Here is a 14,514-nt window from a genome sequence, read left to right on the forward strand (position 1 = left end):
GCTAGAGCACGACATCAAGATACCAGCGGGTGATGCTATCGCCCCACAGCAGCGTTATCCAGCCCGCGATGGCGAGATAGGGGCCAAAGGGAATGGGTTTGCCCTGGTGGTGGTTGCGCAGCAGGATGAGACCGATGCCGATGATGGCGCCCGCCAGCGAAGAGAGCAGCAGCACGATGGGCAAGGCTTGCCAGCCGAGCCAGGCGCCCAGTGCCGCCAGCAGTTTGAAGTCGCCATAGCCCATCCCTTCCTTGCCGGTCAGCAGCTTGAAGGCCCAGTAGAGGCTCCAGAGCACCAGATAGCCAGCCATGGCGCCGACCACCCCATCGGCCAGGGGCACGAAACCGCCCGCCAGATTGAACAGCAGGCCACCCCAGAGCAGGGGCAGGGTGAGCTGATCCGGCAAGAGCATCTTGTCCAGGTCGATGAAGGTCAGTGCGACCAATGTCCAGGTGAGCAACAGAGCGGCAAGGGTGCCCCAGCCGGGGGCAAGCGCGGCTGCTACCGAGACCGACAGCAGGGCGGTGAGCAGCTCGACCAGGGGATAGCGAGCCGAAATGGGGGCGTGGCAGTTGCGGCAGCGCCCCCTGAGCCATAGCCAGCTCAGCAGGGGAATGTTCTCCAGTGCCCCTATGGGGTGGTCGCAGTGGGGGCAGCGGGAGCGAGGCACCATGAGGTTGTATCGTCCGGTTGCAGGAGGAGTCTCTTCACCGTCACCGAAATAGTCGCTGTATTCGGCATGCCAGGCCCGCTCCATCATGATGGGCAGGCGATGGATCACCACGTTCAGGAAGCTGCCCACCATCAGGGAGAAAAGGAAAATCAAGGAGAGATAGAGCCAGGGCAAGCCCTGGGCCAGTTCGATCAAAGGCACCATAAATCAATCGCTTGTGTCGGGAACGGGGATGACAGATGGCCGGGGGAAATGTACCGCCCGGCCCTCTGTCGAGGGGGTCAGTGTATCACAGAGCCCAGCTTGAAGATGGGGAGGTACATGGCCACGACCATGCCGCCGACCAGCACCCCGAGCACCACCATGATGATGGGTTCGAGCAGGCTGGTGAGGCCGTCGACCATGTCGTCCACTTCCTGTTCGAAAATGGCGGCGACCTTGGAGAGCATGTCGTCGATGGCGCCGGATTCCTCACCGATCATCACCATCTGGGTCACCATGTCGGGGAAAAGATCCACGGTGCGCATGGCGACGTTGATCTGCATGCCGGCCACCACCTCGTTGCGAATGGCCATGGTCGCAGTGCGATAGACATAGTTGCCCGATGCTCCGGCCGCTGAGACCAGGGCATCCACCAGTGGGATACCGGCGGAGAAGGTGGTGGAGAGGGTGCGGGCAAAACGGGCCATGGCCGCCTTGTGCAGTATGTTGCCCACCACGGGAATGGTGAGGATGAACTTGTCCGTGTTGTCCCTGACCTTCTGGGATTTTCGCCAGGCCCGCACATAGAGGAAGACGGCGAGAGCAGCGCCGCCAAAGATGGCGTACCACCACTCCTGCATAAAGCGGGAGATGGCGATGACGAACCGGGTAAAGGCGGGCAGCTCGGCACCGAAGCTCTTGAAGATATCCTCGAACTGGGGAATGACGAAGAGCAGCAGGATCGAGGTGACGACGATGGCCACCAGAATGACCATGGACGGATAGAACATGGCCTTCTTGATCTTGGATTTGAGGGCTTCGTTCTTCTCGCGGTAGATGGCGATACGGTCGTAGATGGTCTCCAGGGCACCGGATTGCTCCCCGGCTTCGACCAGGTCGCAATAGAGGTCGTCGAAGTGGCGAGGATGGCGGCGCAACGCCTCCGAGAGCGGGGTGCCTGTTTCCACATCGGCGGCGATCTGGCCGATGAGCTCGCGCACCGCCGCTTTCTCGTGGCCGCGTGCGATGATCTGCAGGCTCTGTACCAGGGGTACGCCGGCGGAGAGCATGGTGGTGATCTGGCGGGAGATGACGGCGATGTCCATCGGCTTGATCTTGGCGCCGCCCTTGGAGAAGAGCCCCTGGCTCTGCTTGCTGACCCTGGTGACGTTGACGCCCTGCTTGCGCAGCTCGGCCTTGACGGTCGTGATGCTGTCGGCTTGCAGCTCGCCGGAGACCTTCTGTCCCTTGCGGTTGACGCCGTGCCAGCGGTAGGAGAAGACTTTTTTCGGTGCGTTGCGTTTTTGAGCTAATGTGGCCATCACTGCATCCTGCAATTGGGCGACGGTGGCCGGATGCTGCTGCCTGTCCGGCTCATCTTGGCTTGAAGAAGGTCATCGGGGTGATGGCAGCGGCTTCACCCGGCGAGATGACTCGGGCACTGCGAACTCAGTTGGTGGTGATCCTGTTGATTTCGGCCAGACTGGTGACGCCAAGACGCGCTTTCTCGAGGCCGGATGTACGCAGGGTGCGCATCCCTTCTTTTTGGGCTATGGCGGCAATTTGCAGCGAGTTGGCTCCCTGCATGATGAGTTTGGCGATGTTGTCGGACATCAGCATGATCTCATAGATGCCGACCCGGCCTCTGTAGCCTCCCGAGCACTCCTTGCATCCCACGGGTTTGAACAGCCGCAAACCGGCGGCCAGTTGCTGCTGGGTGAAGCCCAGCTCCAGCAACTCGGCTTCCGGCACCACTTCCGGCGCCTTGCAGTGATCGCAGAGTTTGCGGGCAAGGCGCTGGGCCATGATGAGGGTGACCGAAGAGGCGATGTTGAAGGCCGGCACCCCCATGTTCATCATCCGGGTGAGCGTTTCTGCCGCCGAGTTGGTGTGCAGGGTGGAGAGCACCAGGTGACCGGTCTGGGCGGCCTTGATGGCGATCTCGGCGGTTTCCAGATCCCGTATCTCCCCCACCATGACGATGTCGGGATCCTGGCGCAGGAAGGAGCGCAGGGCGCTGGCGAAGGTGAGCCCCGCCTTGGGATTGATCTGCACCTGGTTGACGCCGGGCAGGTTGATCTCGACCGGATCTTCGGCGGTGGAGATATTGACCTCGCTGGTGTTGAGAATGTTGAGGCCGGTATAGAGTGAGACCGTCTTGCCTGACCCCGTCGGGCCGGTCACCAGGATCATGCCCTGAGGTTTGGAGAGGGCGTGCAGGTATTGCGTCTTCTGCCGGTCGTCAAAGCCGAGCTGATCGATATTGAGCCGGGCGGCCGAGGAGTCCAGCAACCGGATCACGATCTTTTCGCCCCACATGGTGGGCAGGGTGTTGACCCGCATGTCCATGGATCTGTTGCGTGAGATCTTGAGCTTGATGCGGCCATCCTGGGGCAGGCGCCGTTCGGCAATATCGAGCCGCGCCATCACCTTGAGGCGAGCCGCGAAGCGGTTGGCCAGGTTGACCGGCGGCGTGGCGACTTCGTGCAGTATGCCGTCTACCCGAAAGCGGATCCGGTACTTGGTCTCGTAGGGTTCGAAATGCAGGTCGGAGGCCCCGCGCTTGATGGCATCCATCATGATCTTGTGGATGTATTTGACGATGGGGGCATCATCGTCTGCGGTGTTGACGCTCTCGTCGAGGCGGGAACTCTCGTCGGAGACCTCGAGTTCAGAGATCTCGGCCTCGTCGATATGATCCATGCCCAGGGTATCCTGCTCGCTCTCCATCAGCTTGCCGATGGCGGCGGTCAGCTTGCTCTCTTCGACCAGCAGGGCTTCCGTATGCAGGCCGAAGCTGAAGCCAAAGTCCTCCAGAGCCGACACATTGGTCGGATCGGACATGGCGATATAGAGGGTATGCCCCTGGGTGTAGATGGGCAGGACATGGTGCTTTTCAATCAGCTTTTGATTGAGGTATTTCTGCGGGATCTCGGCGAGATCAAAGGCCGCCAGATCAAGCAGAGGTACCCCATATTCCAGCTCGCAGAAATCGGCGAGGGCTTTGCTGTCGAGGATGTCGTTTTCAATCAGGAAGGTGACAAAGGGCTTGCGCTGCGCCTTGGCCTGGCTCAGATAGCGCTGTGAGTCCGGCTCACTGAGGAGGGAAGAAGCGGCCAGGCTGGTGGCCAGGCCGCTATTGAGGCTAGAGGTCATTAGTTAGGGCAATAGTCAGTATTAGCTTTACCATCTTCTTTCGCGCAGCTTCCTGACCAAGCAATGGGGATATTACTTGCGTCACCTGTGAGCTTGTATGTTTCACCTTCTGTGAGTGGTGACTGATCTGCGCTTGCTGCTGCCGTAATCGTGTAGTTATTACCGGTTACATCAACAGCAATAGTTGGAAGTCCAGTTGAGGCTGCTGCAGAAGGTGTCACATTCGCTATACCATTGGTGCCTGGGGTACAGTCAGCCACACTTTTTGTTTGCACACACACCTCGATCGCAGTTTTTTGAGCTCCTGTTGCTGTGACTAATTCGGTCATCTTGGCTTTCCGGCTGTAATTTTGATACGCAGGCATAGCGATGGCGGCGAGGATGGCGACGATCGCAACGACGATCATCAATTCGATTAGCGTAAACCCTGACTGTCTTTTCATGTGAAATATCCTTTTTTCCATGTTTCCTGATAAGCACCGGTGGAATGCTATCCACGCTGGTATCTTATCCGAGCGCTTCGGGTTGGCAACAGAGGCGGAGACCTTGTTAGCCACTTTTATGTCATTTAGTGAAATGTGTAGAAAAATCAAAGATTAAATGGCTTCCATTGGCACTTGTCATGAGGCGGGAGGGCCCATCTTCACACTCCTTATGTCGTGGGATCCTGCATAAAGAAAAGGCGCCGATGGCGCCTTTTGCAAGTATCGAGCCCTGTAATATTTTTGGGCACAAGCAACGGATGGGGCTTGCTCAAGCCTCGACAAAGCGCATGGAGAGATCCAGTGCCCGCACATGCTTGGTCAGCGCTCCCACCGAGATGAAGTCGATCCCGGTCGCGGCGTATCCGGCAAGGGTATCGAGGGTGACGTTGCCGGAGACTTCCAGCTTGGCTCTGCCCTGATTGAGGCGAACGGCTTCCTGCATCATGGGGATGTCGAAGTTGTCCAGCATCACGATGTCGGCCCGTGCGGCCAGGGCCTGCTCCAGCTCGGCCAGGGATTCGACCTCGACTTCCACCGGTTTGTCCGGATTGAGACGGCGCGCTTCGCTGATTGCTTCAGGGATGCCGCCGCAGGCGAGAATGTGGTTCTCCTTGATGAGGTAGGCATCAAACAAACCGATGCGGTGGTTTTTGCCGCCGCCGCAGGTGACCGCATATTTCTGGGCGCTGCGCAGGCCGGGCAGGGTCTTGCGGGTATCGAGCAGGCGGCAGTCAGTGCCTTCCAGCTCGGCCACATAACGGGCGGTCAGGGTGGCGACCCCGGAAAGGGTCTGCACGAAGTTCAGCGCATTGCGCTCGCCGGTCAGCAGCACGCGGGCGGGGCCATGGAGGCGGAACAGCTCCTGATTGGGGGCAAGGCGTTCACCATCTTGCACTTTCCACTCGACCTTCACTTCGCCACCGAGCTGGGCAAACACCTCGTCGACCCAGGGCTGGCCGCAGAAGACGCCCGCCTCGCGGGTGATGACTCGCGCGGTCGAGATGCGATCGGCCGGGATCAGCTGGGCCGTGATGTCGGCGCTGGCATCCGGTTGATCCAGCGCGGTGAGGGCATCGCCCAAGTCTTCGAGAAGTGCGGCGCGCACGGCGCGGCGGATGTCCTGTTGTAACATGCCTTATTCCTGCAAGGGTCTGAGAAGCAATTGCCTGTCTTTCTGGCGCAATTCCAGCCTGCCCAGGGCATTCATGCCCACCAGGATCTCCTCCCCGTCGGCAGCCGGATTGATAAAGACGGACAAATCGTACAGGGTCAGCGGACCCATCGCCAGACTTTCGATCCGGCCGGTTTCGACCTGGATCTCTCCGGCTGCCGTGTTGACACGGCTGCGGCCCGTGGCGACGAGGCCGAGCCGGGCGGCCACCTGGCTCGGTATGGTCACCCGGGTTGCTCCTGTGTCCAGCAGCAGTTGCACCGGCTGGTCGTTGATGGCACCCTCCAGACGATAATGGCCGCTGGCATCGGCCTTGAGTAGCAGATCGCCGCTGGCGGTCACCGACGGTTGTTCACGACCATGAAAGTAGAGGGTCAGCAGACCCAGCAGCGAGAGCCAGGCGAGCAGCCAGAGACGGCGTGCCATCGGGTGCATAGTGTGTCCCATATCGCGCGATTGAATGGCTCAGCCTAACATAGCGTTATCCATGAATTCAGAGACTTGTTCCCAGTTTTCCCATCCCGCCAGAGGCACATCGCTTCCATTTGTGAGTCGAGCAGACGATGACACAACCCACAACCCTGTTTTCCATCGATCGTGAAGGATGGTGCGAGCAGGCCCGCAAGGAGCCTTCCCCCCATCACAATGAGAGGCTCAGCCCGGATGATGTCTCCTTACTGGTGATACACGGCATCAGCCTGCCCCCCGGGCAGTTTGGTGGCCCCTTTATCGACGATCTGTTTCTGGGGCGCCTCGATCCCGGTGCTCACCCCTATTTCGCCGGTATTCACCAACTGAGGGTCTCGGCCCACTGTCTGATCCGCCGCGATGGGGAGCTGGTACAGTACGTGCCTTTTGGCGCCAGGGCATGGCATGCGGGAGTCTCGATCTGGGAGGGGAGGGAGGCATGCAACGATTTTTCCATCGGGATCGAACTGGAAGGGACCGACGAGCTTCCCTACAGCGACAAGCAATACGAGGTGCTGTCGGACCTCAGCCGGGCGATTGTTCACCGTTATCCCGCCATCACGGCGGACCGTATTGTCGGCCACTGCGACATCGCGCCGGGCCGCAAGACGGATCCGGGTGACAGTTTCGAATGGCCTCGCTATCGGGAAAAGCTTCACTTTGAGTGAAAAATCTAAAAATTATTTTGTGTTTTTAGAATCAATGGCTTGCCTTGTCTAGCAAGCCATTTTTCATGCTGTTGAACAAATGTTATCGGTGAGCAAGCTCACAGATATTGGTCAGACCATTTTCTATGAGCTATATCATGATTCCGCGTTTTTACCCCCAAAGTGGCAGCCTAGCTTCTTGATTCAGATCATCTTTTGGGTGGACTTTTTTCAAGCCCTCTGCTAATTTTCGCCCCAACCATAAAATTGGTAATACCAATTTAACAAAGTAGCCTCATGCCCTATATCAAGATAACTCAGCCCAAGTTGGCCGACGCCATTGTCGCCGAGCTGGAAAGCATGATTCTGGAAGGCAGCCTGCAGCCGGGCCAGAAGTTGCCGCCCGAGCGGGAACTCGCCATCCAGTTTCAGGTGTCGCGCCCTTCCTTGCGCGAAGCCATCCAGCGCCTGGAAGCGAGAGGACTCTTGTATCGTCGTCAGGGCGGTGGCACTTACGTACAAAATGCCCTGAGCAAGGGGATCGCCGACCCTCTGTTCGAACTGCTCAGCACTCACCCGGAAGCCCAGTACGACCTGCTGGAGTTTCGTCACGCGCTGGAAGGCATCTGTGCCTACTATGCGGCGCTGCGGGGCACCGAGGCTGATTTCGAACGGATTCGCCTGGCGCAAGCCGCCATCGAAGAAGCCGGTCAGCAAGGGTCGCTGGTGGTCGAATCGGCCGCCGTGACCCAGTTCTATCTGGCCGTGGCCGAGGCCTCCCACAACGTGGTGCTGCTGCATCTGTTGCGGGCCATGGGCCCCATGCTCGAGCAGAACATTTTACGCAATAACGAAATTTTGAATCGCCGTCCGGGAGTGGTCGCCAAGATCCGTCGCCATCGTGCGAGCCTGATCGAGGCTATCCTGTCGGGGGCTCCGGAGCGGGCCAGGGCTGCTTGTCATGAGCACCTGGCCTTTATCGAGGACACCTTGTTGGATATGCAGAGGGAAGACAGCCGGATCCAGCGATCCATGCGTCGGATCCGTCAGCAGGAAAACTAATCCCACAAGGCTTTCTTAATTGTCGAATGCTTGCGCCCTTCGCCGTGCAATGCCGTGCAATCACAACAACATAGGAACCAGCCATGTCTGATATCCTGAAGAACGATGTGGACCCGATAGAAACGCTGGAGTGGCTTGCCTCTCTGGAATCCCTGCTGCGTGAAGAGGGTCCGCAACGCGCTCAGTTCATCCTTGAACAGTTGGCCGAGAAAGCCCGCGCAAGCGGTGTGGACGTGGCTGCCAAGGCAAACCGCGACTACATCAACACCATCCCGTCCAGCGACGAGCCAGCTTACCCGGGCGACCTGGAAATGGAACGCCGCATTCGCGCCATCATCCGCTGGAACGCCATGATGATCGTGCTGCGCGCCTCCAAGAAAGACCTGGACCTGGGTGGTCACATGTCTTCCTTCGCTTCTTCCGCGACCATCTACGAAGTCTGCTACAACCACTTCTTCCGTGCCCGCAACGAGAAGGACGGTGGCGATCTGGTCTACTTCCAGGGTCACATCTCCCCGGGCATCTACGCCCGTGCATTCGCCGAAGGTCGCCTGACCGAAGAGCAGCTGGACAACTTCCGTCAGGAAGTGGATGGCAAGGGTATCCCTTCCTACCCGCACCCGAAACTGATGCCGGAATTCTGGCAGTTCCCGACCGTTTCCATGGGTCTGGGCCCCATCGCCGCCATCTATCAGGCGCGTTTCCTGAAGTACCTGACCGACCGTGGCATCAAGGATTGCTCCGAGCAGACCGTTTACGCCTTCCTGGGTGACGGCGAGATGGACGAGCCGGAAGCCAAGGGTGCCCTGACTGTTGCCGTGCGTGAAAAGCTCGACAACCTGGTGTTCGTGGTCAACTGCAACCTGCAGCGTCTGGATGGTCCGGTTGTCGGCAACGGCAAGGTCATCAACGAGCTGGAAGGTCTGTTCGCCGGCGCTGGCTGGGACGTGACCAAGGTCATCTGGGGTCGCAAGTGGGATGAGCTGCTGAAGAAAGACACTTCCGGCAAGCTGATCCAGCTGATGAACGAGACCGTGGATGGTGACTACCAGACCATGAAGTCCCGCGACGGTGCCTACGTGCGCGAGCACTTCTTCAACCGTTACCCGGAAACCGCCGCGCTGGTCAAAGACATGACCGACGAGGAGATCTTCGCCCTGAACCGCGGTGGTCACGACCCCCGCAAACTGTTCGCCGCCTTCTCCAAGGCTGCACAGACCAAGGGCAAGCCGACCGTGATCCTGGCCAAGACCATCAAGGGTTATGGCATGGGCGAAGCGGCCGAAGGCAAGAACATCGCTCACCAGGTCAAGAAGATGGATCTGGGCTCCGTGCGCCACCTGCGCGATCGTTTCAACCTGCCGGTCACCGACGAGCAGCTGGAAAACCTGCCGTACCTGAAGATCGAAGAGGGTACCGAAGAGCACAAGTACCTGCACGCCCGCCGTGCCGCACTGAAGGGCTATGTACCGACCCGTCTGCGCGAGAGCACCACCAAGCTGGAAATCCCGGCGCTGGATGCCTTCGGTCCGCTGCTGGGTGAACAGGCGCGCGAAATCTCCACCACCATGGCGTTCGTGCGTTCCCTGAACGTGATGCTGAAAGACAAGTCCATCGGCAAGCGCATCGTCCCGATCCTGGCTGACGAAGCCCGTACCTTCGGTATGGAAGGCCTGTTCCGCCAGATCGGTATCTACAGCCCGCACGGTCAGCAGTACACCCCGCAAGACCGCGACATCGTCTCCTACTACAAGGAAGACAAGCAGGGTCAGGTTCTGCAAGACGGTATCAACGAGCTGGGCGCCATGTCCTCCTGGCTGGCTGCTGCCACCTCTTACAGCACCAACGACTGCCCGATGATCCCGTTCTACATCTACTACTCCATGTTCGGCTTCCAGCGGATCGGCGACATGGCGTGGGCAGCCGGCGACCAGCAAGCCCGTGGCTTCCTGCTGGGCGCGACCTCCGGTCGTACCACTCTTAACGGAGAGGGCTTGCAGCACGAAGATGGTCACAGCCACATCCTGGCCAACACCATCCCGAACTGCATCTCCTACGACCCGTCCTACGCCTATGAAGTGGCGGTGATCGTACAGGACGGCCTGCGCCGCATGTACGGTGAGAACCCGGAGAACGTGTTCTACTACATCACTACCCTGAACGAGAACTATGCCATGCCGGCCATGCCGGAAGGCGCCGAGGAAGGCATCCGCAAGGGTATCTACAAGCTGGAAACCGTGGCCGGCACCAAGGCCAAGGTACAGCTGCTGGGTTGTGGTTCCATCCTGGGTCACGTGCGCACTGCCGCCCAGATCCTGGCCAGCGAGTACGGCGTGGGTTCCGACGTGTTCAGCGTCACCTCCTTCAACGAACTGGCTCGTGACGGTCAGGACGCGGATCGCTGGAACATGCTGCACCCGACCGCCGAAGCGCGTGTGCCCTACATCGCTCAGGTACTGGGTTCCGAAGCCACCATAGCCGCGACCGACTACATGAAGTCCTTCGCCGATCAGGTGCGTGCCTTCGTTCCGACCGAGAACTACCGTGTGCTGGGTACCGACGGTTACGGCCGTTCCGACAGCCGTGCCAACCTGCGTCGTCACTTCGAAGTGAACGAGTTCTACGTGGTGGTTGCTGCCCTGACCGAACTGGTCAAGCGCGGCGAGGTAGACAAGCAGGTTGTGGCCGACGCCATCGCCAAGTACGGCATCGATGCCGACAAGGTCAACCCGCTGTACGCGTAAGAGGATTGAGTGTCGCGCCGGGTATCCGGCGCGACCTTGCCTGGGTTTAAACGGATAACGCGGGATGCGCGTGGCGATGCTCAGGCAGTCACGTGGATGCACGCAAGAGGATAAAGCGCAATGTCCAAACAGATTATGGTGCCGGATATCGGTGCCGATGAAGTTGAAGTCACCGAGATCATGGTGGCCGTCGGTGACAAGGTCGAGCTGGACCAGTCCCTGATCGCCGTGGAAGGTGACAAGGCCTCCATGGAAGTCCCGGCCCCCGCCGCCGGTATCGTCAAAGAGATCCTGATCAAGGTGGGCGACAAGGTTGCCACCGGTTCCCAGATCATGGTCTTCGAAGCCGAGGGTGCTGCCGCACCGGCTCCGGCCCAGGCTGCTGCCCCGGTTGCTGCCGCGCCGGCCGCCGCCCCTGCTGCTGCCGCTCGCCAGGACGTCAACGTGCCGGACATCGGTGGTGACGAAGTCGAAGTGACTGAAATCATGGTTGCCGTGGGCGACATGGTTGAAGCCGACCAGTCCATCATCGCCGTGGAAGGTGACAAGGCCTCCATGGAAGTGCCGGCACCGTTCGCCGGTCGCGTGGTCGAGATCAAGGTTGCCGCCGGCGCCAAGGTTTCTACCGGCTCCCTGGTGATGGTCTTCGAAGTGGCGGGCGCTGCCCCGGCCGCCGTCGCCGCGCCGGCTCCTGCTGCCGCCCCTGTGGCTGCCGCTGCTCCGGTTGCTGCCGCTGCTCCGGTTGCTGCCGGTGCCAAAGACGTCAAGGTGCCGGACATCGGCGGTGACGAAGTGGAAGTGACCGAGATCATGGTCGCCGTGGGTGACAAGGTTGAAGCCGACCAGTCCCTGATCACCGTGGAAGGCGACAAGGCCTCCATGGAAGTGCCTGCGCCGTTCGCCGGTGTGGTCAAGGAGATCAAGGTGAAGGCGGGTGACAAGGTCTCCACCGGTTCCCTGATCATGGTATTCGAAGTGGCGGGTGCCGCGCCGGCTGCCGTGGCTGCTCCGGCTCCTGCCGCAGCGCCTGTTGCTGCCGCTCCGGCTGCCGCCGCTCCTGCAACCGTTGCCCAGGCTGCTGCCGCTTCCGATTTCGTCGCCAACGACGCCTACGTCCACGCCTCCCCGGCGGTACGCCGTCTGGCACGTGAGTTCGGTGTCAACCTGGCCAAGGTGAAAGCCTCCGGTCGCAAGGGTCGCATCGTCAAAGAAGACGTGCAGGCTTACGTGAAGGATGCGGTCAAGCGCGCCGAGTCCGCTCCGGCTGCTGGCACCGGCACTGGCAACGGCAACGGCATGAGCGTCGTGGCCTGGCCGAAGGTTGATTTCAGCAAGTTCGGCCCGGTCGAAGAGCTGGAACTGACCCGTATCCAGAAGATCTCCGGTCCTGCCCTGCACCGCAACTGGGCCATGATCCCCCACGTCACCCAGTTCGACGAAGCCGATACCACGGATCTGGAAGCGTTCCGCAAAGAGCAGAACATCCTGGCCGAGAAGCAGAAGCTGGACGTGAAGATCACCCCGCTGGTGTTCATCCTGAAGGCGGCCGCCAAGGCCCTGGAAGCCCATCCGCGCTTCTGCAGCGCCCTGTCCGAAGACGGCAGCAAGCTGATCATGAAGAAGTACATCCACATCGGCGTGGCGGTAGATACCCCCAACGGTCTGGTGGTTCCGGTGGTTCGCGACGTCAACAAGAAGGGCATCCACGAGCTGTCCCGCGATCTGGCCGAGATCTCCAAGAAGGCCCGTGCCGGCAAGCTGACCGCTGCCGACATGCAGGGCGGTTGCTTCACCATCTCCAGCCTGGGTGGCATCGGCGGTACCAGCTTTACCCCGATCGTCAACGCGCCGGAAGTGGCCATCCTGGGCGTCTCCAAGTCCGAGATGAAGCCGAAGTGGAACGGCAAGGAGTTCGTGCCGCGTCTGATGCTGCCGCTGGCTCTGAGCTACGACCACCGCGTCATCGACGGCGCTGACGGTGCCCGCTTCATCACCACCCTGAGTGGTGTGTTGTCCGACATTCGTCGACTGGTCCTGTAAGTGAGAGGGCGGGCCCAGAGCCCGCCCTTTTTGCTTCTCATTTCGTTAACAGGATTGTAAACTTGCCCCGTTTTTTTCACGGCTGCAGCCGCCTTGTTTGGCATAAGACTGTGCTGTCCGGGGATATAAGAACGACAAAGAGGTCATGATGAGTAAAGAAATCAAAACCCAGGTCGTAGTACTGGGTGCTGGCCCTGCCGGTTATTCCGCTGCCTTCCGTGCGGCCGACTTGGGTCTGGATACCATTATCGTCGAGCGTTACTCCACCCTGGGTGGCGTCTGCCTGAATGTGGGTTGCATCCCGTCCAAGGCGCTGCTGCACGTCGCCAAAGTCATTGAAGAAGCCAAGGCGCTGGCCGAGCACGGCATCGTCTTCGGTGCCCCGCAGACCGACATCGACAAGGTGCGTCTGTGGAAAGAGAAGGTCATCAACCAGCTGACCGGCGGTCTGGCTGGCATGGCCAAGATGCGTAAAGTCCAGGTCGTGAACGGCTTCGGCAAGTTCACCGGCCCGAACACGCTGGAAGTGGAAGGTGCCGACGGCAAGACCACAGTCACCTTCGACAACGCCATCATCGCCGCGGGTTCCCGCCCGGTGAAGCTGCCCTTCATCCCCCATGAAGATCCGCGCGTATGGGACTCTACCGATGCGCTGGAACTGACGACCGTACCTGGCAAGCTGCTGGTCATCGGTGGCGGCATCATCGGTCTGGAGATGGGTACAGTGTACTCCTCCCTGGGTTCCGAGATCGACGTGGTGGAATTTGCCGACCAGCTGGTACCGGCTGCCGACAAAGACATCGTCAAGATCTACACCAAGCGCGTTGCCAAGAAATTCAACATCATGCTGGAGACCAAGGTCACCGCCGTTGAGGCCCGTGAAGACGGCCTGTACGTCTCCTACGAAGGCAAGCACGCCCCGGCCGAGCCGGTTCGCTACGACAACGTGCTGGTTGCCGTTGGCCGTGTGCCGAACGGCAAGATGCTGGATGCCGAGAAGGCGGGCGTTGCCGTCAACGAGCGCGGTTTCATCGAGGTGGACAAGCAACTGCGTACCAACGTGGCCCACATCCACGCCATCGGCGACATCGTCGGTCAGCCCATGCTGGCCCACAAGGGTGTGCACGAAGGTCACGTGGCGGCCGAAGTCATCGCCGGCAAGAAGCACTACTTCGACCCGAAAGTGATCCCGTCCATCGCCTACACCGAGCCGGAGATGGCCTGGGTGGGTCTGACCGAGAAGGAAGCCAAGCAACAGGGTCTGAACTTCGAAGTCGCCACCTTCCCGTGGGCTGCTTCCGGTCGCGCCATCGCGTCCGACTGCTCCGACGGCATGACCAAGCTGATCTTCGACAAGGAGAGCGGCCGCGTCATCGGTGGTGCCATCGTGGGTACCAACGGCGGTGAACTGCTGGGTGAAATCGGTCTGGCCATCGAGATGGGTGCCGACGCTGAAGACATCGCGCTGACCATCCATGCTCACCCGACTCTGCACGAGTCCGTGGGTCTGGCTGCCGAAGTGTTCGAAGGCTCCATCACCGACCTGCCGAACGCCAAGGCCAAGAAGAAAAAATAATCTTCTGCCCGTTTCATAAGAAAAGCCGCTCCATGGAGCGGCTTTTTGTTGTCTGTCTTTCGGCACCCAGCGGTCAGCAGCGCCCCTTCTTGGCCTGTCCCGGTGGGCAGAAGGTACCGTAGCCTCCGCGATCCCCGTCGCTGACCCGGATCCGGGTATCGTCCACGCTCACGTCGGCACCGTGCACCCGCACGGGCCCGCTGCTGCAGGCGCTGAGCAGCCCCCCCAGCACTATCATCACGACCAGCTTGCCCATAACTCCTCCTCTCATTTTCCTGATTATGGGGCATT

12 protein-coding genes are annotated in these 14,514 nt (G+C 60.1%); 5 read left to right on the forward strand and 7 right to left on the reverse strand.

The window, feature by feature from the left end:
• Position 1: 1 nt before the first annotated feature.
• From I6L36_RS15175 to I6L36_RS15200, 6 genes are all read right to left on the reverse strand, one after another.
• Complete coding sequence (locus I6L36_RS15175; protein WP_043154107.1) at positions 2-877, reverse strand: A24 family peptidase; 876 nt, start codon at positions 875-877, stop codon at positions 2-4.
• A 77-nt stretch (positions 878-954) separates the two neighbouring features.
• Positions 955-2,196, reverse strand: a complete 1,242-nt coding sequence (locus tag I6L36_RS15180; RefSeq protein ID WP_010675822.1) for a type II secretion system F family protein — start codon at positions 2,194-2,196, stop codon at positions 955-957.
• A 127-nt stretch (positions 2,197-2,323) separates the two neighbouring features.
• Positions 2,324-4,030 (reverse strand): PilB family type IVa pilus assembly ATPase TapB, encoded by a 1,707-nt coding sequence (gene tapB / locus I6L36_RS15185; RefSeq protein ID WP_041213997.1) that lies wholly within the window; start codon positions 4,028-4,030, stop codon positions 2,324-2,326.
• Complete coding sequence (locus I6L36_RS15190) at positions 4,030-4,473, reverse strand: prepilin-type N-terminal cleavage/methylation domain-containing protein (RefSeq protein ID WP_109111852.1); 444 nt, start codon at positions 4,471-4,473, stop codon at positions 4,030-4,032. Before I6L36_RS15190 ends, tapB begins: the two co-directional genes overlap by 1 nt.
• A 310-nt stretch (positions 4,474-4,783) precedes the next feature.
• Entirely contained in the window at positions 4,784-5,647 is an 864-nt protein-coding gene (gene nadC / locus I6L36_RS15195; RefSeq protein ID WP_052814467.1) for a carboxylating nicotinate-nucleotide diphosphorylase, read from the reverse strand.
• A gap of 3 nt (positions 5,648-5,650) precedes the next feature.
• Positions 5,651-6,121, reverse strand: coding sequence for a TIGR02281 family clan AA aspartic protease (locus I6L36_RS15200; RefSeq protein ID WP_104452204.1), 471 nt, complete (start codon positions 6,119-6,121; stop codon positions 5,651-5,653).
• A 128-nt stretch (positions 6,122-6,249) separates the two neighbouring features.
• Here I6L36_RS15200 and ampD point away from each other — a divergent pair, with 128 nt between their 5' ends.
• From ampD to lpdA, 5 genes are all read left to right on the forward strand, one after another.
• Positions 6,250-6,822: a 1,6-anhydro-N-acetylmuramyl-L-alanine amidase AmpD gene (gene ampD / locus I6L36_RS15205; protein ID WP_109111853.1), complete on the forward strand. Its 573-nt coding sequence runs from the start codon at positions 6,250-6,252 to the stop codon at positions 6,820-6,822.
• Between the two features lie 276 nt (positions 6,823-7,098).
• Complete coding sequence (gene pdhR / locus I6L36_RS15210; RefSeq protein ID WP_010675815.1) at positions 7,099-7,863, forward strand: pyruvate dehydrogenase complex transcriptional repressor PdhR; 765 nt, start codon at positions 7,099-7,101, stop codon at positions 7,861-7,863.
• 83 nt (positions 7,864-7,946) lie between these two features.
• A complete protein-coding gene (gene aceE / locus I6L36_RS15215; protein ID WP_109111854.1) occupies positions 7,947-10,607 on the forward strand; it encodes a pyruvate dehydrogenase (acetyl-transferring), homodimeric type in 2,661 nt (886 codons plus the stop codon).
• 120 nt (positions 10,608-10,727) lie between these two features.
• A complete protein-coding gene (gene aceF / locus I6L36_RS15220; protein ID WP_216986729.1) occupies positions 10,728-12,647 on the forward strand; it encodes a pyruvate dehydrogenase complex dihydrolipoyllysine-residue acetyltransferase in 1,920 nt (639 codons plus the stop codon).
• Positions 12,648-12,795: 148 nt separating this feature from the next.
• The gene (lpdA, locus tag I6L36_RS15225; RefSeq protein ID WP_109111856.1) at positions 12,796-14,223 is read left to right on the forward strand and encodes a dihydrolipoyl dehydrogenase; all 1,428 of its coding nucleotides are present in this window, start codon (positions 12,796-12,798) and stop codon (positions 14,221-14,223) included.
• Between the two features lie 73 nt (positions 14,224-14,296).
• On the opposite strand, the gene I6L36_RS15230 is transcribed toward lpdA, so the two are convergent.
• A complete protein-coding gene (locus I6L36_RS15230) occupies positions 14,297-14,479 on the reverse strand; it encodes a hypothetical protein (RefSeq protein ID WP_017779057.1) in 183 nt (60 codons plus the stop codon).
• Positions 14,480-14,514 lie beyond the last annotated feature (35 nt).

This window comes from Aeromonas sp. FDAARGOS 1406, from assembly GCF_019048565.1.
Lineage (GTDB): Bacteria > Pseudomonadota > Gammaproteobacteria > Enterobacterales > Aeromonadaceae > Aeromonas > Aeromonas caviae.

Bases quoted from the DNA above. Each gene is read 5' to 3' on its own strand.
- I6L36_RS15175 (WP_043154107.1), bottom strand. From the start codon at position 877: ATGGTGCCTTTGATCGAACTGGCCCAGGGCTTGCCCTGGCTCTATCTC.
- I6L36_RS15180 (WP_010675822.1), bottom strand. From the start codon at position 2,196: ATGGCCACATTAGCTCAAAAACGCAACGCACCGAAAAAAGTCTTCTCC.
- tapB (WP_041213997.1), bottom strand. From the start codon at position 4,030: ATGACCTCTAGCCTCAATAGCGGCCTGGCCACCAGCCTGGCCGCTTCT.
- I6L36_RS15190 (WP_109111852.1), bottom strand. From the start codon at position 4,473: ATGAAAAGACAGTCAGGGTTTACGCTAATCGAATTGATGATCGTCGTT.
- nadC (WP_052814467.1), bottom strand. From the start codon at position 5,647: ATGTTACAACAGGACATCCGCCGCGCCGTGCGCGCCGCACTTCTCGAA.
- I6L36_RS15200 (WP_104452204.1), bottom strand. From the start codon at position 6,121: ATGCACCCGATGGCACGCCGTCTCTGGCTGCTCGCCTGGCTCTCGCTG.
- ampD (WP_109111853.1), top strand. From the start codon at position 6,250: ATGACACAACCCACAACCCTGTTTTCCATCGATCGTGAAGGATGGTGC.
- pdhR (WP_010675815.1), top strand. From the start codon at position 7,099: ATGCCCTATATCAAGATAACTCAGCCCAAGTTGGCCGACGCCATTGTC.
- aceE (WP_109111854.1), top strand. From the start codon at position 7,947: ATGTCTGATATCCTGAAGAACGATGTGGACCCGATAGAAACGCTGGAG.
- aceF (WP_216986729.1), top strand. From the start codon at position 10,728: ATGTCCAAACAGATTATGGTGCCGGATATCGGTGCCGATGAAGTTGAA.
- lpdA (WP_109111856.1), top strand. From the start codon at position 12,796: ATGAGTAAAGAAATCAAAACCCAGGTCGTAGTACTGGGTGCTGGCCCT.
- I6L36_RS15230 (WP_017779057.1), bottom strand. From the start codon at position 14,479: ATGGGCAAGCTGGTCGTGATGATAGTGCTGGGGGGGCTGCTCAGCGCC.